This window comes from Lentzea alba (assembly GCF_011067745.1).
GTDB classification, from domain to species: domain Bacteria; phylum Actinomycetota; class Actinomycetes; order Mycobacteriales; family Pseudonocardiaceae; genus Lentzea; species Lentzea alba.
In genome coordinates this window covers 530,574-548,554 of record NZ_JAAMPJ010000001.1, presented here as the reverse complement: position 1 = coordinate 548,554, position 17,981 = coordinate 530,574, and the positions used below count along the sequence as shown (strand labels likewise).

At 68.4% G+C, this 17,981-nt stretch carries 19 protein-coding genes; 15 read left to right on the top strand and 4 right to left on the bottom strand.

The window, feature by feature from the left end; all coding sequences use genetic code 11:
- Positions 1–6 precede the first annotated feature (6 nt).
- Positions 7–1,158: a hypothetical protein gene (locus G7043_RS02645; protein WP_166043457.1), complete on the top strand. Its 1,152-nt coding sequence runs from the start codon at positions 7–9 to the stop codon at positions 1,156–1,158.
- Here the strand turns inward: G7043_RS02645 and G7043_RS02640 are convergent.
- The gene (locus G7043_RS02640) at positions 1,145–1,627 is read right to left on the bottom strand and encodes a GNAT family N-acetyltransferase (RefSeq protein WP_166043455.1); all 483 of its coding nucleotides are present in this window, start codon (positions 1,625–1,627) and stop codon (positions 1,145–1,147) included. The genes G7043_RS02645 and G7043_RS02640 overlap by 14 nt on opposite strands.
- Before the next feature lie 64 nt (positions 1,628–1,691).
- Here G7043_RS02640 and G7043_RS02635 point away from each other — a divergent pair, with 64 nt between their 5' ends.
- The 5 genes from G7043_RS02635 to G7043_RS02615 are packed head-to-tail and all read left to right on the top strand — an operon-like array spanning position 1,692 to position 6,064.
- A complete protein-coding gene (locus G7043_RS02635; RefSeq protein WP_166043454.1) occupies positions 1,692–2,213 on the top strand; it encodes an LppU/SCO3897 family protein in 522 nt (173 codons plus the stop codon).
- On the top strand, positions 2,210–2,767 hold the full coding sequence (locus tag G7043_RS02630; RefSeq protein WP_242641826.1) for a YdeI/OmpD-associated family protein: 558 nt from the start codon (positions 2,210–2,212) through the stop codon (positions 2,765–2,767). Before G7043_RS02635 ends, G7043_RS02630 begins: the two co-directional genes overlap by 4 nt.
- A 5-nt stretch (positions 2,768–2,772) precedes the next feature.
- On the top strand, positions 2,773–3,426 hold the full coding sequence (locus tag G7043_RS02625; RefSeq protein WP_166043452.1) for a hypothetical protein: 654 nt from the start codon (positions 2,773–2,775) through the stop codon (positions 3,424–3,426).
- Positions 3,427–3,459: 33 nt separating this feature from the next.
- Positions 3,460–5,568 carry an NAD-dependent DNA ligase LigA gene (ligA, locus tag G7043_RS02620; RefSeq protein ID WP_313887675.1) on the top strand — a complete coding sequence of 703 codons (2,109 nt, stop codon included), beginning with the start codon at positions 3,460–3,462 and terminating at the stop codon, positions 5,566–5,568.
- Positions 5,561–6,064, top strand: coding sequence for a GNAT family N-acetyltransferase (locus tag G7043_RS02615; protein WP_166043450.1), 504 nt, complete (start codon positions 5,561–5,563; stop codon positions 6,062–6,064). Before ligA ends, G7043_RS02615 begins: the two co-directional genes overlap by 8 nt.
- Positions 6,065–6,080: 16 nt before the next feature.
- Here the strand turns inward: G7043_RS02615 and G7043_RS02610 are convergent, their stop codons facing one another.
- Positions 6,081–6,497: an SWIM zinc finger family protein gene (locus G7043_RS02610; RefSeq protein ID WP_166043448.1), complete on the bottom strand. Its 417-nt coding sequence runs from the start codon at positions 6,495–6,497 to the stop codon at positions 6,081–6,083.
- Between the two features lie 38 nt (positions 6,498–6,535).
- On the opposite strand from G7043_RS02610, the gene G7043_RS02605 reads away from it, so the two are divergent.
- Positions 6,536–6,970, top strand: coding sequence for a GNAT family N-acetyltransferase (locus G7043_RS02605; RefSeq protein WP_166043446.1), 435 nt, complete (start codon positions 6,536–6,538; stop codon positions 6,968–6,970).
- Between the two features lie 11 nt (positions 6,971–6,981).
- Here G7043_RS02605 and G7043_RS49220 read toward each other — a convergent pair whose 3' ends face one another.
- Entirely contained in the window at positions 6,982–7,104 is a 123-nt protein-coding gene (locus tag G7043_RS49220; RefSeq protein ID WP_278185668.1) for a hypothetical protein, read from the bottom strand.
- A gap of 60 nt (positions 7,105–7,164) precedes the next feature.
- Here G7043_RS49220 and G7043_RS02600 point away from each other — a divergent pair, with 60 nt between their 5' ends.
- Positions 7,165–7,845 (top strand): 3-keto-5-aminohexanoate cleavage protein, encoded by a 681-nt coding sequence (locus G7043_RS02600; RefSeq protein ID WP_166043444.1) that lies wholly within the window; start codon positions 7,165–7,167, stop codon positions 7,843–7,845.
- On the opposite strand, the gene G7043_RS02595 is transcribed toward G7043_RS02600, so the two are convergent.
- Complete coding sequence (locus G7043_RS02595) at positions 7,842–8,495, bottom strand: ACT domain-containing protein (RefSeq protein WP_166044900.1); 654 nt, start codon at positions 8,493–8,495, stop codon at positions 7,842–7,844. The two genes, G7043_RS02600 and G7043_RS02595, sit on opposite strands and share 4 nt — an antisense overlap.
- A 218-nt stretch (positions 8,496–8,713) precedes the next feature.
- On the opposite strand from G7043_RS02595, the gene gatC reads away from it, so the two are divergent.
- From gatC to G7043_RS02560, 7 genes are all read left to right on the top strand, one after another.
- Positions 8,714–9,013: an Asp-tRNA(Asn)/Glu-tRNA(Gln) amidotransferase subunit GatC gene (gene gatC, locus G7043_RS02590; RefSeq protein WP_086660690.1), complete on the top strand. Its 300-nt coding sequence runs from the start codon at positions 8,714–8,716 to the stop codon at positions 9,011–9,013.
- Positions 9,010–10,494, top strand: coding sequence for an Asp-tRNA(Asn)/Glu-tRNA(Gln) amidotransferase subunit GatA (gene gatA, locus G7043_RS02585; RefSeq protein ID WP_166043442.1), 1,485 nt, complete (start codon positions 9,010–9,012; stop codon positions 10,492–10,494). The genes gatC and gatA overlap by 4 nt, the downstream gene beginning before the upstream one ends.
- Entirely contained in the window at positions 10,491–10,688 is a 198-nt protein-coding gene (locus tag G7043_RS02580; RefSeq protein WP_207310891.1) for a hypothetical protein, read from the top strand. The genes gatA and G7043_RS02580 overlap by 4 nt, the downstream gene beginning before the upstream one ends.
- On the top strand, positions 10,685–12,187 hold the full coding sequence (gene gatB, locus G7043_RS02575; RefSeq protein WP_166043440.1) for an Asp-tRNA(Asn)/Glu-tRNA(Gln) amidotransferase subunit GatB: 1,503 nt from the start codon (positions 10,685–10,687) through the stop codon (positions 12,185–12,187). Before G7043_RS02580 ends, gatB begins: the two co-directional genes overlap by 4 nt.
- A 184-nt stretch (positions 12,188–12,371) precedes the next feature.
- Positions 12,372–12,602: a hypothetical protein gene (locus G7043_RS02570; RefSeq protein ID WP_166043438.1), complete on the top strand. Its 231-nt coding sequence runs from the start codon at positions 12,372–12,374 to the stop codon at positions 12,600–12,602.
- Between the two features lie 82 nt (positions 12,603–12,684).
- Positions 12,685–15,258, top strand: coding sequence for a CHAT domain-containing protein (locus tag G7043_RS02565; protein ID WP_166043435.1), 2,574 nt, complete (start codon positions 12,685–12,687; stop codon positions 15,256–15,258).
- Between the two features lie 366 nt (positions 15,259–15,624).
- Positions 15,625–17,967 (top strand): M14 family zinc carboxypeptidase, encoded by a 2,343-nt coding sequence (locus G7043_RS02560; RefSeq protein ID WP_313887674.1) that lies wholly within the window; start codon positions 15,625–15,627, stop codon positions 17,965–17,967.
- Positions 17,968–17,981: the final 14 nt, after the last annotated feature.

The following is a 17,981-nucleotide window of genomic DNA, read 5'->3' as shown; positions in this document are numbered from 1 at the left end:
GGACTTGTGCTCAGGCTCGCGCTGGTCATCGTGCTGTTTCTGCCGGCTTCGGCGCACGCCCTGCCGCTGAAGGTCTCGTGCGAGGTCCCCGGCGTGCACGACGCGGACGTGATCCGCGTTGTGCACGCCGTTGGTCTTTCCTTGAAGGTCAGCGACAAGGTGATGCTCGCCGGGTTCGAGGCCGGGTGGGTCGAGTCGCACATGAACAACCTGGCCTGCGGCGACGCGGACTCGCTGGGCGTGTTCCAGCAGCGGCCGTCGATGGGGTGGGGCACGCCAGCCGAGATCATGGACGTCTCCTATGCCGCGCGCCGGTTCTTCGAGTACGCGGTTCGAGTCGACCGGCCGGATCTGACGCCGGGGTTGCTCGCCGACGCGGTGCAGCGGTCGTGTTGCCCGGAGCGTTACGACCAGGCGGTTGGGCGGGCTCAGTCGATGCTCCGGCAGGCTTGGCAGGGTGGGCCCGAGGTCGTCGGCGGTGGCGTGTACGTCGTGGAGGACGGCGATGTCTGGGTTGATCGCACGCGGCTGAGCACGATCGGTTCCTTCGTCGGACGTCCTTCCGTGGCCGGGCGGTTCGTGTACGCGCGGACGGTTCACGGCGAGATCATGGTGCTGGCCGACGGGGCGTGGCGGCTGGTGGCGTCGGGCGTGGGTGGCGACCCCGAGGCGGTGTTGCGTCCTGATGGGACGGTCGTGGTGTACGCCGTGCTGGCCGACGGCAGCGTGGCGAAATTGTCAGACCCCTCTGAGACGATTGGGATGGGGGGTGGCTCCCCCGAGGGGGCCCGCCAGCCCGGATCGATCCAGTCCGGTTCGATTCCGCTCAGCCCGCCGGGGTTCGCCGTCGGCAAGCCGTCCGCGATCACCTTCCCGGACGGGTCGATCGCCCTGTACCTCCGTTCCGGCAGCGCGCTGATCGCCGGTGGGGCAGGTGCGTGGCGCGAGATCGCCCAAGGCCTCGAAGCCTCGCCCGAGGCGGTGCTCCGTCCTGATGGGACGGTCAGCGTCTACTCGTTGATCGGCGGACGTGTGCACCGCCTCGGTGCGGGCTGGGAACCGTTGAGCGAGACACGTTTCATCGACACGGTGTCAGCCCAGCCCGACGGCACGGTCCACGCGCGCAAAGCCGACGGCGAGGTCCTCAAAGTCGGTTGAACGGCTCCGCGTACCGGAACGGCCCCGCCGGCACCTCACCGAACAACCGGGCCTGGAAGTGCGGCGCCCACTCCGGATCCGGCGGCGTGATCCCGAACTCCGAAGCCAGCCGGAAGCCGAACCGCGAGTAGTACGCGGGACTGCCCAACAGGATGACCGCGCGCTCGCCACGCGCCTCCGCCGCGCCGAGAAGGGCGTGCATCAGCGCCTTGCCGACACCACTTCGCTGGTGGTCGGGATGCACGCTGACCGGCCCGATCCCGATCGCCGGGAAGTCGTCGCCGATGTACCCGCGAGTGCCCACCACGTGCCCGATCACGCCGTCCGCGACCAGCGAGAACTCCGGGATCCAGCCCTCGTCCGCACGCAGCCAGTCGATCAGCGGAGCCTCTGGGCCGTTCTTGAACGCGAGGTTGGTGACAGCGCGGATGGCGTCGATGTCTGCGGGCGTCTCCCGCCGGATCAGCATGACGCGCACTGTGGCCAAAGCCGTCGTCGCGCGCCACTCAGTTTTCGCCGCCATAATCCGCGGCGTGGTCGTCAGACAGACCGTGATGGTGTGCGTACTCGCCGTGCCGGCCTACCTCGGAGTGTGGTGGGCGTTCAGCGAGGCGGACGAACCGACGCCAGCGGCACCGGAATCCCTGTTCCTCACGGACTACTCGAAGGCGGCGAAAGGCAGCTGCGTGAAGTTCACCGGCCCCGGCGAGGACGACCTGGGGCTCACCGTCATCGACTGCAAGGGCGCCAAAGCCGCCTTGAAGGTCGGGACGGTGCTGACCAACACCAACGGCGAGTGCCCGCGCGGTGAGTACAAGGTGTTGCGCGACACCAGGCACAACGCGGCGCTGTGCCTGCTGCCCAACGCCACCGAGGGCGACTGCTTCGAGCTCGACACCGAGGATCTCCAGAGATCGGTCGTGGCCAAGTTCGACTGCGCGGCGCCACGGGCGAACGTGCAGGTCGTGGGCATAACGGAAGAAAGTTGCCCCGAAGAGGCCGAACTCGGTGTTCCCTATGAGGAGATGACGCTCTGCCTGAGGAGGGTGCGTTGATCTTCTTCGAGGATCCCGCGGAGTTCGACGCCTGGCTGCACGAGAACGGCGCGCAAGAGACTGAGCTGTGGATCAAGTACGCCAAGAAGGGCTCCGGGCTCAAGACGATCACTTACGACGAGGCGCTGGACATCGCGTTGTGCCACGGGTGGATCGACGGGCTGGTGCGGTCGATCGACGACACCTACTACTCGCAGCGGTGGACGCCGCGAAAGGCGCGCAGCCGGTGGTCCAAGCGCAACTGCGGCAAGGTCGAGGAGCTGATCGCGGCCGGCAAGATGCTGCCGGCGGGCCTCAAGGAGATCGAGAAGGCCAAGGCGGACGGGCGCTGGGACGCGGCGTACGCGGGACCGGCGACGATCGAGGTGCCCGATGACCTGATCGAGGCGCTCAAGGCCAACCCCAAGGCCGCCAAGGCATTCGAGGCGCTGAACAGCCAGAACAGGTATGCCGTCCTGTTGCGCATCCACGACGCCAAGCGCGCGGAAACACGTCAGCGCAGGATCGCCCAGTTCGTCGAAATGCTGGCAGACGGACGAAAGCTCTACGCTTGAGCATCATGAAGTGGTTCCGCCGCCGCAAAGCCGAAGACGTCACGCCCGCCCACCTGCCGAACGCCGAGGAGGCCGCGCAACGCTTCTGGGAGCGGTGGTTCGAGCTGGTGCCGGTGGTGAGCGCGGCGCTGGGCGACGGCGAACCGCACCGGGTCGAGGACGAGCTGAAGGAGCTCGTCAACGCCTTGCACCCGGACCTGGTGTTCTCGCTCGAACAGGGCCACATGGCGATGTACGCGCTGGTGATCACCGGCCAGGAGGACCCGCGGCTGCGGCCGTACACGGACGCGTGGATCAAGGCCGCGCCGCCGTCGGACATGGTGTGGGAGTTCCACGACTCGGTGCCGCCGGTGCCGGACCCGACCGAGGTGATCGTGAACCTCGGCGAGGTGAAGATGCGGCTCGGCGACTACCGGGTGGTGGCCCAGGTGGACGGTGACGTGGTGGACGTCGCGGTCTACCACCCGGCGTTGGCCGATCTCACCGACCAGCAGCGGCAGACGATGACGTTCCTGCCGCTGGACGTCACTCTCGGCGAGCGGCTGGCGGGGGAGCGGTTGCGGCGGGTGGAGACCGCGCAGCTGGAGCCCGAGGGCACGATCAGCCTGCTGGAGCTGCGTTCACTCGTCCGGGAACTCGCCGGGGTTTCGGACGGCTGAAAACTGTCGGACCTGGTCACTAAGCTGTGCACCGTGACCAGCGAGAGCCTTGAAGACGTCCCCGCAGAGGTCCGCGAGCGGCATGCCGTGCTCGCGGAAGAGCTGCGCTCGCACCAGTTCCGCTACTACGTGCTGGACGATCCGATCGTCACCGATGGTGAGTTCGACGCGCTGCTCAAGTCGCTGGAGGCGCTCGAGGCCGAGCATCCGGGTCTGGCCACACCGGACTCGCCGACGCAGCTCGTCGGCGGCACGTTCTCGACCGAGTTCAAGGCGGTCGACCACCTGGAGCGCATGCTCAGCCTGGACAACGTCTTCGCCCAGGACGAGCTCACGGCCTGGTTCGACCGCGTCCGCAAGGACATCGGCGAGGGCACGCACTTCCTGTGCGAGCTGAAGATCGACGGCCTCGCGATCAACCTGCTGTACGAGAAGGGCAGGCTCACGCGGGCGCTGACCCGCGGCGACGGCCGCACCGGTGAGGACGTGACGCTGAACGTCCGCACGATCGCGGACGTGCCGCAGGTGCTGAAGGGGTCAGCCGAGTACCCGGTGCCGGACCTGGTCGAGGTGCGCGGCGAGGTCTTCTTCGCGGTCGAGGACTTCCTGGCGCTCAACGCCTCGCTGGTCGAGCAGGGCAAGCCGCCGTTCGCGAACCCGCGCAACACCGCCGCGGGCTCGTTGCGGCAGAAGGACCCGAAGGTCACCGCGGCGCGCAAGCTGCGGATGATCTGCCACGGCATCGGCAAGACCGAGGGCTTCGAGGTCGCGCGTCAGTCGCTCGCGTACGAGGCGCTGAAGTCCTGGGGGCTGCCCACCTCGCCGCACACCGCCGTGCTGACCGATCCGGTGGAGATCCGCAAGAAGGTCGAGTACTGGGGCGAGCACCGGCACGACGCGGTCCACGAGATCGACGGCCTGGTCGTCAAGGTCGACGAGGTGTCGCTGCAACGCCGGCTCGGCACCACGTCACGTGCGCCGCGGTGGGCCATCGCCTACAAGTACCCGCCGGAAGAGGCCACCACGACGTTGCTGGACATCCAGGTCCAGGTCGGCCGCACGGGCCGCGTCACGCCGTTCGCCCTGATGGAACCGGTGAAGGTGGCCGGTTCGACGGTCGCGCGCGCCACCCTGCACAACGGCTCGGAGGTGAAGCGCAAGGGTGTGCTGATCGGCGACCGCATCGTCATCCGCAAGGCGGGCGACGTGATCCCCGAGGTGCTCGGCCCGGTGCTGGCCGCCCGGCCGGACGACGCGCGCGAGTTCGTGATGCCGACCCGGTGCCCGGAGTGCAACGCCGAGCTGCGTCCCATGAAGGAGGGCGACGTCGACATCCGCTGCCCCAACGCGGAGACGTGCCCAGGCCAGTTGCGCGAACGCCTGGCGTACCTGGCTTCCCGCGCCGCGCTCGACATCGAGGTGCTCGGCTACGAGGCTGCCGCGGCGATCACCGAGTCCACCGTGTACACGAACGAGGCCGACCTGTTCGACCTCGACGCCGACGCCCTGCAGCAGATCGAGCGCTTCACCACCAAGAACGGCGCGCTGTCGGCGAACGCGCTGAAGCTGCTGGACAACCTGGAGGACGCCAAGTCACGTCCTCTGTGGAGGGTGCTGGTCGCGCTGTCGATCCGCCACGTCGGCCCGACCGCCGCCCGCGCGCTGGCGCTCCAGTTCGGTTCGATGGACGCGATCATCGAGGCGCCCGAGGACGTGCTGGCCAGCGCCGAGGGCGTCGGCCCGACCATCGCGACGGCGGTGGTCGAGTGGCGGGAAACCCAGTGGCGCCAAGGAGTCGTCGAACGCTGGCGGGCCGCGGGCGTGCGCATGGAGGACGAGCGCGACGAGTCCATCACCCGCAACCTCGAGGGCCTGTCCATCGTGGTCACCGGCTCGCTGACCGAGTACTCGCGCGACTCGGCCAAGGAGTCCATCCTGGCCCGCGGTGGCAAGGCGGCCGGCTCGGTCTCCAAGAAAACCGCTTTCGTGGTCGTCGGCGACTCGCCAGGATCCAAGTACGACAAGGCCATCTCCCTGAAGGTCCCGGTCCTCGACGAGGCGGGCTTCCGCGTCCTGCTGGAACAGGGCCCGGACGCGGCGAGGGAGGTGGCCCTCACCGGGGAAGAAGGCTCAGATGGCTGACCTGATCATCCGCCCGGCCCGCGAGGCCGACCTGCCGGTGATCGGCGCGATCACGGTCGAGGCGTACCGCGTCGACGGCTTCGTGGACGCCCACGACGACTACGCCCGGATCCTCGCCGACGCCGCGTCCCGCTTCCGCGAGGCCGAACTGCTGGTCGCCGCGGACAGCGCCTCCGGTGAAGTCCTCGGCTCCGTCACGGTCGTGCTCCCCGCCACGCGCTACGCGGAGATCTCGCAACCGGGCGAACTGGAGTTCCGCATGCTCTCGGTCGCGTCGGCTGCGCGTGGCCGGGGCGTGGGCGAGGCCCTGGTGCGCACGGTGATCGACCGGGCGCGGGCCGCGGGCATCGGTCAGGTCGTGCTGTCGTCGTCGGAGAAGATGCTGGCGGCGCACCGGTTGTACGAACGGATCGGGTTCACGCGCCTGCCGGAACGTGACTGGGCGCCGGTCCCCGGGATCAACCTGGTCGCCTACGCCTACGGGTTGCCGCTCTGAGGCCTGCGGTCGCGCGTCAGAGCGCCGAGATGATCCGCGCTCGCAGCTTGACGTCCCCGGCCGCCTGCTCGTACAGCAGGTCGCGCAACACGTCCGCGGGCAGGGCTCTCAGCACGTCCTTCAGCTCCACGTCCTCCGCGTCCGGCGGCGGCACCGTCTCGCCCCGGTCCAGCAACACCAGCCCGACCGCCACGCAGTGCTTGCAAAAGAACCCCTCCGACCCGTGCGGGCAACTGCACGCCCCCACCAGATGCGTGCCCGACCACGACAGCTGCACCACGTAGGCCGCGTCGTCACTGCCCCGCACCCGAGCCGCCACGTGCCTGCTGTGCACCCGCAGGGACTGCACGGAGTCGCGGTAGGTGAGCCCGCGCCAGTACGACTTGGTGCCCGCGCGGTGCAGCAGCAGTTCGGTGGTGAGGGTCGTCGACACGGACGTCATCCAACCGGGTGACCGCAGAAAGGATCAACATGATCGCGATCGGCCCACTGGAACCCGGCGACCGCGCCGCCTGGCAGGAGCTCTTCGAGGGCTACAACACCTTCTACGAACGCACGCTGCCAGCGGAAACGTACGACGAGAAGTGGAAAGCGTTCCAAGCGGACGAAAGCATCCACGCCCTATGCGCCCGCGACGGCGGTCAGGTCGTCGGCATCACGCACTTCTTCAAGCACCCCAGCACGTCCGGCCCGGACGTCTGCTACCTGCAGGACCTCTTCACCGCACCGACCGCACGCGGCCGGGGTGTCGGGCGCGCGCTCATCGAGGCGGTGACGCAGTGGGCCCGGCTACAGGACTGCGGCCGCGTCTACTGGCACACCAGCGAGTGGAACGACACCGCTCGCAGGCTCTACGACCAGGTCGCCGAGAAGACGCCGTTCGTCCAGTACCGCATCCTGTTCTAGCGAGTTGTAGCTCACCGCTTCCGGCGCAGCACGGCCGCCACGATCACCGCCGCCACCGCGATCACCCCGGCCACTCCCAGAGCCAGATCGCCGATCGCGGGGCCGGATTGGGCCAACGTCCACGCCAGTCGCATGTCCCCAAGCTAACCGTTGGAGCAACGCGGCGGCGAGAATTGTGTGGGACCGTATGAAGTGTGCTGCAAGCCTGTTTGAACGGCTCCCGCACAGCCGAGGAGCACCCGGCCCTGCCGTTGTCCCCCGAACGTCTCGCGGAGGACGCGGCTGACGTCGCCGCGCTCGGCGTCACCTCGGTGCACCTCCACCCGAGGGACGTCATCGGCGCGCTCACGCTGGCCGGTCCGGAGATCGCCACCACGATCGCCACGGTCCGGGCGGCGGTGCCGGGCATCGAGATCAGCGTGTCGGCGCACGTTTCCGGCAACGCCTCGATGATCGCCAGCTGGGCACCGCTGGCGGCGGGGCGTCCGGACATCGCCAGCGTCCACGTCGGGCAGCCGGGCTGGCGCGTGCTCGCCCAGGCCCTGCACCAGGTCAACGTCGGCGTCGAGCTGGTCGTGCGGGACCTGGCGGACCTCGGCGAACTGCCACCGGGCACCAGCCGGATCACCGTCACCGCGACCCGGCAGACGGCGGAAACGCTGCTGCAGCGGGTCGAACCGCTCGGCCTGCCGATCCTGTTGCACGGCAAGGACGACGAGGCCTGGCCGGTCTTCGGTTACGCCGCGACGCTCGAACACCACGTGCGCATGGGGCTGGAAGACACGCTGCTGATGCCCGACGGCCGCCAGGCCAGGAACAACGCCGAGCTGATCGCGATGGCCAGGCGAAACCAGAAGGCCAAGGCGCCGAGCTAGTCCGGCAGTACGACCGCGACGATCCCGGCCAGGTGCGCCAGCCGTGCCACCTCGGCGGCGCGGAACATCGGCCCGCCGGGACGTCCGACGACCAGCACCCGGTCCGGCTTGCCCAGCGGCGTGGCGGCGAGTTCGGTGCCCAGCTCGCGCCAGGTCTCCGGCACCCACTCCTCCTCGCCGTCGAGCACGGTCGCGCGCTCCAGCGGGAACCACGGCACGTCCGCCATCCGGGTCTCCGGGGCGGCGGACGACGAGGTCAGCCGGTTGATGCCGGTGCCCTCGGGGCCGACGACGACGGCCCAGCCGGCGCGGATGATCTTCGGGACGCCCTCGGTGAAGACCTCGAGGCCCTTCTGCGGCTCGTCGGCGATCTCCTCGACCAGTTCGAGCTCGCGATGGGTGTCCAGGATGCCGGCGTAGGGGCGCACCGCGTCGACCTCGACGCCGTCGACGGACTCGGCCGCGGTGATCAACGTGTCGGGCAGGCGGCCGGACGGCAGCTCCACGACGAGGTCGTCGATGGCCACGCCGGAACCGCGTTCCACCACGTCGACGCTGAGTATGTCCGCCCCGATCTCGCCCAAAGCCGTTGCGACCGCGCCGAGGGTGCCGGGACGGTCCGGGAGCTGGACCCGGATCAGGAACGACAAGGTGAACGCCTCCATAGCTCGTGCGCGAGACCCCGCGTCTCGCGCCGTTGCCGGTCGGTGATTCTCGCAGACGCATCCTCAACGCATGACCTGCTGTCCGCGTTGCGGAACGGTTAAGTTGAGCGGTCGGTCGGTAACCCGTTCGAAGACGCTGCTGACCAGCCCATAGACTCACGGGGTTCCCGATTCGAATCCCGACCCTACGGGGGTTGACAGGAGTGCCCAGCATCTCCCGCGACGAGGTCGCGCACCTGGCGAAGCTCGCCAGGCTGGCTGTTACCGAGGACGAGCTCGACTTGTTCGCCGGACAGCTCGACGTGATCCTCCAGTCGGTGGCCACCGTTGGCGACATCGCCACGGCCGACATCCCGCCGACGTCGCACGCCGTTCCGCTGACCAACGTCTTCCGCGAGGACGTGGTCCGTCCGAGCCTCGGTCAGCAGCAGGCGCTCTCAGGCGCTCCTGAAGCCGAGGACGGCCGGTTCCGCGTGCCCCGCATTCTGGGTGAGGAAGCATGACCAACGACCTGATCCACACCACCGCGGCCGAGCTCGCCGCGAAGATCCACAGCGGTGAGGTCTCGTCCGTCGAGGTCACGCAGGCCCACCTGGACCGCATCGCCGAGACCGACGGCAAGGTCCGCGCCTTCCTGCACGTCGACGCCGAGGGCGCGCTCGCGCAGGCCCGCAAGGTCGACGATGCCGTCTTGGCCGGCAAGGCCGTGTCACCGCTCGCCGGTGTGCCGCTCGCGCTCAAGGACGTCATGACGACCGAGGGCGTGCCCACGACGGTCGGTTCCAAGATCCTCGAGGGCTGGCTGCCGCCGTACGACGCGACGGTGACCCGCAAGCTCAAGGAAGCCGGCGTCGTCATCCTCGGCAAGACGAACATGGACGAGTTCGCCATGGGTTCGTCGACCGAGAACTCGGCGTACGGCCCCACGCACAACCCGTGGGACCTCGAGCGCATCCCCGGCGGCTCCGGCGGTGGCTCGTCCGCCGCGCTGGCCGCCCTGCAGGCGCCGCTCGCGATCGGCACCGACACCGGCGGCTCGATCCGCCAGCCCGGCGCGGTCACCGGCACCGTCGGCGTGAAGCCGACTTACGGCGGTGTCTCCCGCTACGGCCTGGTGGCTTTCTCCAGCTCGTTGGACCAGGCCGGTCCGTGTGCCCGCACGGTGCTCGACGCCGCGCTGCTGCACGAGGTCATCGCGGGCTACGACCACATGGACTCCACGTCCATCAACGCCCCGGTGCCGCCGGTCGTCGCCGCTGCCCGCGAGGGTCTGACCGGCGACCTGTCCGGCCTGCGCGTCGGTGTCGTCACGCAGTTCGCCGGTGAGGGCTACCAGCAGGGCGTGCTGCGCAGCTTCCAGGCCGCCGTGTCACAGCTCAAGGAGCTCGGCGCGGAGGTCGCGGACGTGTCGTGCCCGAGCTTCGACTACGCGCTGCCCGCGTACTACCTCATCGCGCCGAGCGAGTGCTCGTCGAACCTCGCCCGGTTCGACGCCATGCGCTACGGCCTGCGCGTCGGCGACGACGGCACGCGCAGCACCGAGGAGGTCATGTCGCTGACCCGCGAGGCCGGTTTCGGCCCGGAGGTCAAGCGCCGCATCATGATCGGCACGTACGCGCTGTCGTCCGGCTACTACGACGCGTACTACGGCTCGGCGCAGAAGGTCCGCACGCTGATCACGCAGGACTTCGCGAAGGCGTTCGAGAACTTCGACGTGCTCATCTCGCCGACCACGCCGACCACGGCGTTCAAGATCGGTGAGCGCACGAACGACCCGATGGCCATGTACCAGGCCGACCTCTGCACGATTCCCGCGAACCTCGCGGGCACCCCGGCCATGAGCGTGCCGAGCGGTCTGTCCGATGAGGACGGTTTGCCGGTCGGTCTGCAGATCATGGCTCCGGCGCTGCAGGACCACCGCATGTACCGGGTCGCCGCGGCCTACGAGGCGGCGCGTGGCGCGTTCGGAGGTCCGTCGCTGTGAACATCAAGAAGGCGCGGGGTCTCCTCGGTCTGGCCGGTGCCGTCGCGGGAGCCGTGGGAGCGTTCTCCGGCTTCCGGAACGCCCGTGCGAAGAATGACAAGCTGCTCTTGGCGAACGCGATCGCCAGCATCGCCGTGGCGGTCACCGGTGCGGCGCTGGCCGTTCGTGCTCTGCGGAAGGACGAGTTGGCATGACCTCTCTGGTTGAGCTGATGGACTACGACGAGGTCATCGAGAAGTACGACCCCGTCCTGGGCCTCGAGGTGCACGTCGAGCTGCACACCAACACGAAGATGTTCTGCGGCTGCGCCAACGTCTTCGGCGGCGAGCCGAACACCAACACCTGCCCCACGTGCCTCGGCCTGCCGGGCTCGCTGCCGGTGGTGAACGGCAAGGCCGTCGAGTCCGCGATCCGCATCGGCCTCGCGCTGAACTGCGAGATCGCCGAGTGGTGCCGGTTCGCCCGGAAGAACTACTTCTACCCGGACATGCCGAAGAACTTCCAGACGTCGCAGTACGACGAGCCGATCGCCTTCAACGGCTGGCTCGACGTGACGCTGGACGACGGCGAGGTCATCCGGGTCGAGATCGAGCGCGCGCACATGGAGGAGGACACCGGCAAGTCGCTGCACGTCGGTGGCGCCACCGGTCGCATCCACGGCGCCGAGCACTCGCTGCTCGACTACAACCGCGCCGGCGTGCCGCTGATCGAGATTGTCACGAAGATGATCCCGGGCACCAAGGAGCGCGCTCCCGAGGTCGCCCGCGCGTACGTCACGGCACTGCGCGACCTGCTCAAGGCGCTCGACGTGTCCGACGTCCGCATGGACCAGGGCTCGCTGCGCTGCGACGCGAACGTCTCGCTCTCGCCGAAGACCACCGGCGCGCTGGGCACCCGCACCGAGACCAAGAACGTCAACTCGCTGCGCAGCGTCGAACGCGCTGTCCGCTTCGAGATGACGCGCCAGGCCGCGGTGCTCTCCTCCGGCGGCGAGGTCATCCAGGAGACCCGTCACTTCGACGAGTCCTCTGGCAGCACGTCCTCGGGCCGCAAGAAGGAGACGGCGGAGGACTACCGCTACTTCCCGGAGCCCGACCTGGTCCCGATCGCGCCGTCGCGCGAGTGGGTCGAGGAGCTGCGCGGCACCCTGCCCGAACTCCCCTGGGAGCGCCGCGCGCGCATCCAGAAGGACTGGAACCTCACCGACGAGGTGCTCCGCGACCTGGTCAACGCCGGTGCGCTGGACCTCATCGAGGCCACCGTCGTGGCCGGCGCGAAGCCGGACGAGGCCCGCTCCTGGTGGGTGTCGTACCTCGCCCAGCAGGCCAACACCCGCGGCGTCGAGCTGTCCGGCCTGCCCATCACGCCCGCCCAGGTGGCGCGCGTGATCGAGCTGGTCAACACGGGCGCGTTGACCAACAAGCTCGCCCGCGAGGCCGTCAACGGCGTGCTCGAAGGCGAAGGCTCCCCGGACGAGGTCGTCGAGAAGCGCGGCCTCAAGGTCGTCTCGGACGACTCGGCCCTGGAAAAGGCCGTCGACGAGGCCCTCGCGGCCCAGCCGGACGTCGCCCAGAAGATCCGCGACGGCAAGATCCAGGCGGCCGGCGCCATCGTCGGCGCGGTCATGAAGGCCACCAAGGGTCAGGCCGACGCGGCCCGCGTTCGCGAGATCGTGGTCGCACGCTGCTCGTAGATACATAATCGAAGCAAAAATCACAAAGGGTCACCTGTTTGTGCAGGTGACCCTTTGTGATCTTAGGCCGACCGAGTGGCTGTTAGCTAAATGAGACGTATACCCGTAGCCGTGTGTGCGACTCTTTCTGACGCACCCATCTGGGGGGATGGGAAGTAAATAGTCCAAACGAGGGGGGAACCTCATGACCGGCCAGCGTGAAGGCTTCATCGGCGACATCCTGGACAAGGTCAAGGACCTGGTCACGGACGACGAGCCCAGGGACCCGAAGCCGAAGGAAGACGACCCGATTCTGGTTCCGCAGTGCTGCGGCCCGATGCCTCCTGGCCACCCGTTGGTCGGCTTGCCGGTCGAGCACGACGCGAACTGCCCGAACCACCCGGACAATCTGGCCGACGACGAGAAGGCCAGCTAGTCACACTCTGCGGTGTCCGTCGACCAGGTCTGCGCCTGGTTGGCGGACAGCGCCATTCGGACGCATGTGGTGTGATGATCACATGCCCGCTCGTGCCTTGGACACAGCGCGCGAGTTGTACCAGAAGGGATGGGCGGAGCAGGCGAAGTACCGCTTTCCGCCCGCCATCCGCCTTCTCAAGCGTGCACTCGTGCACGCTGACCGCGCCCCGGACAGACCGGAACGGACGGAGCTGCGGGCCCGCATTCTGTACACCCTGGGGCGGTGTCTCGGCGAGACGAGCGGTTTGGACGCCGCCGTCGAGCTGTTCGACCAGGCACGGCGTGAGATCGACCTGATCACCGATCCGTGGCTTCGCGTGTTGCTGCAGGGTAATGCCGACTGCAACCACGGCGGCGTGATCATGCGCATGGGTCAGCCGGAGCAGGCGGTCCAGTGGTTCAGCCCGTTCATCACGTTCGCCGAGGACGCGATTCGGACGTCGCCTGAGCGGATCGATTTGGAGTGGGCCCAGCGGCTCGCCGTGTGTTTGACCGGCAGGGCCTACTCGAACGCCGCCATTCGCAGGAGTGAGCTCGCCATCGCTGACTTGGAGCGGGTGGCCGTCCTCAGCCGCGAATACAGTCTGGACGACATCTATCCCTACTCGGTCGTGGCACTCGCCAACAACTACAAGCAGAGCGGCAACCTCGTCGAGGCCCTGCGGCACTATGAGAAAGCCGAACGGGTTTTCCGCGCGACCCAGCAGCCGTCGGTGCTCGCCGGCGTCCAGCTTCTGCACGCCGAGGCCCTGCTGATGGTCGGGATGTCCGACGACGTCGGCAGAATGCTCGACGAAGCGTTGCCGTTGCTGCGTCGGGAAAAGGTCAGCCAGGACATCGCGGAGGTCGAGATGTACCGCGCGTCGGCGGCCCTTCTCGACGACCAGTTCGCCCTGGCCCGCCGGATGGCGAAAGCCTCGATGCGCAAGCTGGAGAAGCGTGCCAGTACCTGGTGGATGATGGCCGCGCTGATCGAACTCTGGGCCCATGCCATGCAGGCGAAGCGCGTGACCAACGCGTTGGTGCACAAGGCGTTGACTCTCTCCGCGCACCTGGCGGCCAACCACCTGCTCGATGAGGCCTCGCTCGCCAAGGTGCTCGCCGCACGACTCGAGGTTCGCAGAGGCAGGCTTGCCGAGGGGGAGGCTCTGCTGAAGCAGCTGCCTGGGCCTCGTGCGGTCACCCCGCTCGACCACCGCATGCAACGCAGGCTGGTGCTCGCAGAGCTCGCTGTTGCCAAGGGAGATCGCCGCACCGCGTTGCTGCACGCGCGCAAGGGCCTCGACGAGCTCGGTCTGGTGCGTGATCAGCTGGGCGGGCTGGAACTGGTGTCCGCGACCGCGGTGCACGGCCGTGAACTGCGTGAGTTGGCGATCCGTCTGGCACTGGAGAGCAACAACGCGCGCCAGGTGTTCGTGTGGCTGGAGCGCACCAGAGCACAGGCCTATCGCTACGAACCGCTGGAACACATGGAGAACAGCGAACTGGCCGAGCGCATCGCCGAGGTGCGTGGACTAGGCCGGGAGCTGATGCGAGCGGGTTTGGACGGCAGGCCGACCGCCGAGTTGCGAGGCGAGCTGGTGAAAGCGCAGCGCGAGGCCAACCGACTGGGTTGGCACGCCCAGCGGTGGGGGCGGACGCGGCCGATGGCGTCCATCAGCGAGGTCCTCGCTGAACTAGGTGAACGGGCGATGGTCAGTTTTGTGGTGTCCGGTGGCGCCATGGTGGCCGTCGTGCTCGCGGGTGGCCAGGTGCGGATGGTGCGGCTCGGTGCCGCGCACGAGGCGCTCGAAGGGGCACAGAAGCTCCACTTCGACCTCAACGCGCTGGCTCCCGACTATCTGCAGCCACCGTTGGTGCAGGTCATCGGAGCGTCCGCGCGCAAACAGGCAGACGCGCTCGACACGTTGCTGATCAAGCCCCTGACTCATCTCATCGGCGAGCGGGAGTTGGTTGTCGTCCCGACCGGCCCCCTCTACGCGGTGCCCTGGGGTGTTCTCCCCAGCCTGCACGGCCGTCCGGTTGTTACGGCGCCGAGCGCCACCGCTTGGCTTGCGGCGACTCAGGCCGACAAGCCGAAGGCCGACCGGGTGCTGCTGGTCAGGGGCCCGAGTCTGCAGTTCGGGGATGGCGAGTTGGACCGGTTGGCCGCCTACCACGAGAAGGCCAAGGTCCTGTCGGGTGAGGACGCGACGGCCGCGGAGGTGCTCGCTCACCTCGACGGGGCGGACCTCGTGCACGTTGCGGCGCACGGGGAGCACGAGAACGAGAACGCGTTGTTCTCACGGCTGGAGTTGGTTGACGGGCCGTTGTTCGCGCACGAGCTCGGCAGGCTGCGCAACCCGCCGGCGCATGTGGTGCTGGCGGCCTGTTCGCTGGCTCTCAACCGCATCAGGCCTGGGGACGAGGCGCTCGGGTTCGCCGGCGCGATGCTGGCGGGTGGCACCAGGACCGTGGTCGCGGCGGCCAGCAAGGTGGGCGACGAGGCGAGTGCGGCGGCGATGGCGGACTACCACCGGGCTCTCGTTGCGGGGGCCGCGCCGGCGGTCGCGCTCGCGGAGGCGATGGCGAAGGACCCGTTCCGGCGGCCGTTCCTCTGTCTGGGGTCTGGCTAGGCCGTTCGAGTGGTTGTACGAAGTGCGGTGAAATGAACGCGCTGGTCAGTGGTGATTTGTACCCCTGATTGTGGCGTCGGTTGGTGAACTTTTCTCGCTCGGCCGCGAGTTTCTGTGTCACTCTCGTCGTTCAGGTCTTGACCGAGGGGAAACAACGGCCCGCCTATCGGCTCTAGTCGATGCGCGGGCCGTTGTGCGAGAAACGTCTGCATGCGCAGAACTCTGCTCGCTGTTCTTCTGGCGGTCACCGCTGTGGTGGCGGCGCCCGTCAACGGAACAGCGCAACCGACAGCACCCACATCTCCGGTCGCTGACCGAGAGCCCGGAAACGGGCCCGAGCGCAACGAAATCGCCGCCGTCGACACGGTGAACGCTAACCTCGTCCTGGCTCAGGGGGAGAACCAGGCCGACCGCTACCAGGGCTATCCGCGCCGGACGAAGCTGCGGACCTACCCCGAGAACCCGGCTGACAAGACCATCAAGCTCAACCTGGCGCCGTACCACTCGCTCGCGCCGAAGCTGAACGCGTTGCAGCAGAAGAGCAACCGGATCTCGGTGGAGGTCGCCGGCCAGTCCGGGCTCGGCCGCGACCTGTACCTGGTCACGCTGACCGCGCCCGAGAGCCCGGCGGAAACCCGCCTGCAGGAACAGTTCCGGGCGAACATCGAAGAGGGACGCAAGGTTCCGGCCGGCCTGTACAAGGCGCCGATCTGGATCAACAACAACATCCACGGCGACGAGTGGGAGGGCACCGACGGCGCGCTGCGGGTCATCGAGCACCTCGCCACCTCGAACGACCGCGAGACGCAGAACCTGTTGCGGCGCAGCAGGATCTACTTCAACCTCACAGCTAACCCGGACGGTCGCGTCGCGGGCACCCGGCAGAACAACGCGGGCTTCGACCTCAACCGCGACTTCGTCACGAGCTCGCAGCCGGAGAACCGGGCGATGCGCGAGATGGTCGAGAACACCCAGCCGTTGATGATGCTGGACGAGCACGGGTACGTGGAGAACACGCTCATCGAGCCGACCACCCCGCCACACGGCCAGAACTACGACTTCGACCTCTACATCAAGCACGGCCTGGCCAACGGCCTCGCGATGGAGAAGGGCGTGCAGGGGCTGGGGCACCCGGAGGCGGCGAAGCCGGAGATCCCGTTCCGCGACTACGACCCCGGCGTGTGGGACGGCTGGGCGCCGATCTACACCGCGCAGTACTCGATGTACCACGGCGCCATCTCGTACACGATCGAGATCCCGCAGCAGGTCAACCGGCAGGCGTACGACACGCTGCCGGCGGCCGAGTTGCAGCGCCGGGCGAAGATCAACACCGACGTCGTCGAGTCCACCATCAAGACCACGCTCGACTACGTGGACGACCACCGCGGCGACCTGATCTCCAACCAGGTCGAGATGTTCCGCCGCGGCAAGGCGGGCGAGCCGCAGCGCGAGATCCCGGACGGGTTCGTCCCGGGCTTCGGGCCGGAAGACCGCTACCGCACGGAGTTCCCGCGCGCCTACGTGATCACGAACGACCGCTCGGCGCCCGCTGCGGCCCGGCTCGTCGACCTCCTGGTCGCCCACGACGTCCGGGTCGAACGTGCGGAGAAGCCCTTCACACTGGGTGGTAAGCGTTATCCGGCCGGGGCGTACGTGGTCGACATGCACCAGCCGAAGCGCGCGCTCGCGAACGTGATGCTGGAGCAGGGCAGCGACATCAGCGCCAAGGTCCCGGTGATGTACGACATCTCCGGCTGGAGCCACCGCCTGCTCTGGGGTGCGTCGATCGACATCTACAAGAACGGCGCGTTCAACTTCAACGGCAAGAACGTCGTCGCGGCGGCCCCGACCGGCAGCGTCGACGCCGCTCCCGGCGCAGACCTCGCGCTGACGCTGAACGACGCCAAGGACGCCAACGCCGTCAACGACCTCCTCGGCCGCGGCATCACGCTGCGCCGCCAGGACGACGGCACCGTCGTGGTCCCGGCCGCGGAAAGGCTCGCCGCGAAGGAGGTCTCCGACCGCTACGGCGTCCGGTTCACCTCCGCCAAGCCGGGCGGAACGGCGTTGCAGCGCAAGGTGATCGCGGCCGCGGTCGGCCCGGACGAACTGCAGGCCCTGCGGGAGTCCGGGTTCGACGTCCGCACGATCTCCACGAACGTGCTTAACGCCGGCTTCGACTGGTCGCGGATCGACGTGCTGTTCGTGTCGTCCGGCCTGAACTACGCGCAGCTCAACGCGACGGCCAAAACGGCGCTCGACGAGTTCCTGAAGCGCGGCGGCGTGGTCTCTCGCGGCGCGACGGGCAGCAAGTTCAACGTCGACGCCAACCTGCTCCAGGCCACGCCGGTCGCGGGCTGGGAGGACGCCAACGGTGTCGTGAACGTGGTCAACGGCAACGGTCCGATCGGCACCGGTGCCCTGCCGCACTCGTTCGTCTACTCCCCGCAGTGGTTCACGAACCTCGGCACGGGCGTGACGGTCGAACAGCGCTATGGCAGCACGGTGATCGCCGCAGGTCACTGGCGTCCCCGTGACGACGGCACCGGCGGCCAGGACGCTGCCGCAGGTCAGGCGGCGGTCGTCTCCGGCACCACCACCAACGGCGCCAAGGTCGTCCTCTTCGGCACCGAACCGATGTTCCGCAACCACCCGAAGGGCCTCTACGCCCAGGTCGCGCGAGCCATTTTCTGGTCCGGCACCCGCTAGTTGAAACCATGGGG

Excerpts from the sequence above, each read along its gene's own strand:
- G7043_RS02640 (WP_166043455.1), bottom strand. The coding sequence starts at position 1,627 with ATGCTGATCCGGCGGGAGACGCCCGCAGACATCGACGCCATCCGCGCT.
- G7043_RS02625 (WP_166043452.1), top strand. The coding sequence starts at position 2,773 with ATGAAGTGGTTCCGCCGCCGCAAAGCCGAAGACGTCACGCCCGCCCAC.
- G7043_RS02615 (WP_166043450.1), top strand. The coding sequence starts at position 5,561 with ATGGCTGACCTGATCATCCGCCCGGCCCGCGAGGCCGACCTGCCGGTG.
- G7043_RS02605 (WP_166043446.1), top strand. The coding sequence starts at position 6,536 with ATGATCGCGATCGGCCCACTGGAACCCGGCGACCGCGCCGCCTGGCAG.
- G7043_RS49220 (WP_278185668.1), bottom strand. The coding sequence starts at position 7,104 with ATGCGACTGGCGTGGACGTTGGCCCAATCCGGCCCCGCGATCGGCGAT.
- gatA (WP_166043442.1), top strand. The coding sequence starts at position 9,010 with ATGACCAACGACCTGATCCACACCACCGCGGCCGAGCTCGCCGCGAAG.
- gatB (WP_166043440.1), top strand. The coding sequence starts at position 10,685 with ATGACCTCTCTGGTTGAGCTGATGGACTACGACGAGGTCATCGAGAAG.
- G7043_RS02570 (WP_166043438.1), top strand. The coding sequence starts at position 12,372 with ATGACCGGCCAGCGTGAAGGCTTCATCGGCGACATCCTGGACAAGGTC.
- G7043_RS02565 (WP_166043435.1), top strand. The coding sequence starts at position 12,685 with ATGCCCGCTCGTGCCTTGGACACAGCGCGCGAGTTGTACCAGAAGGGA.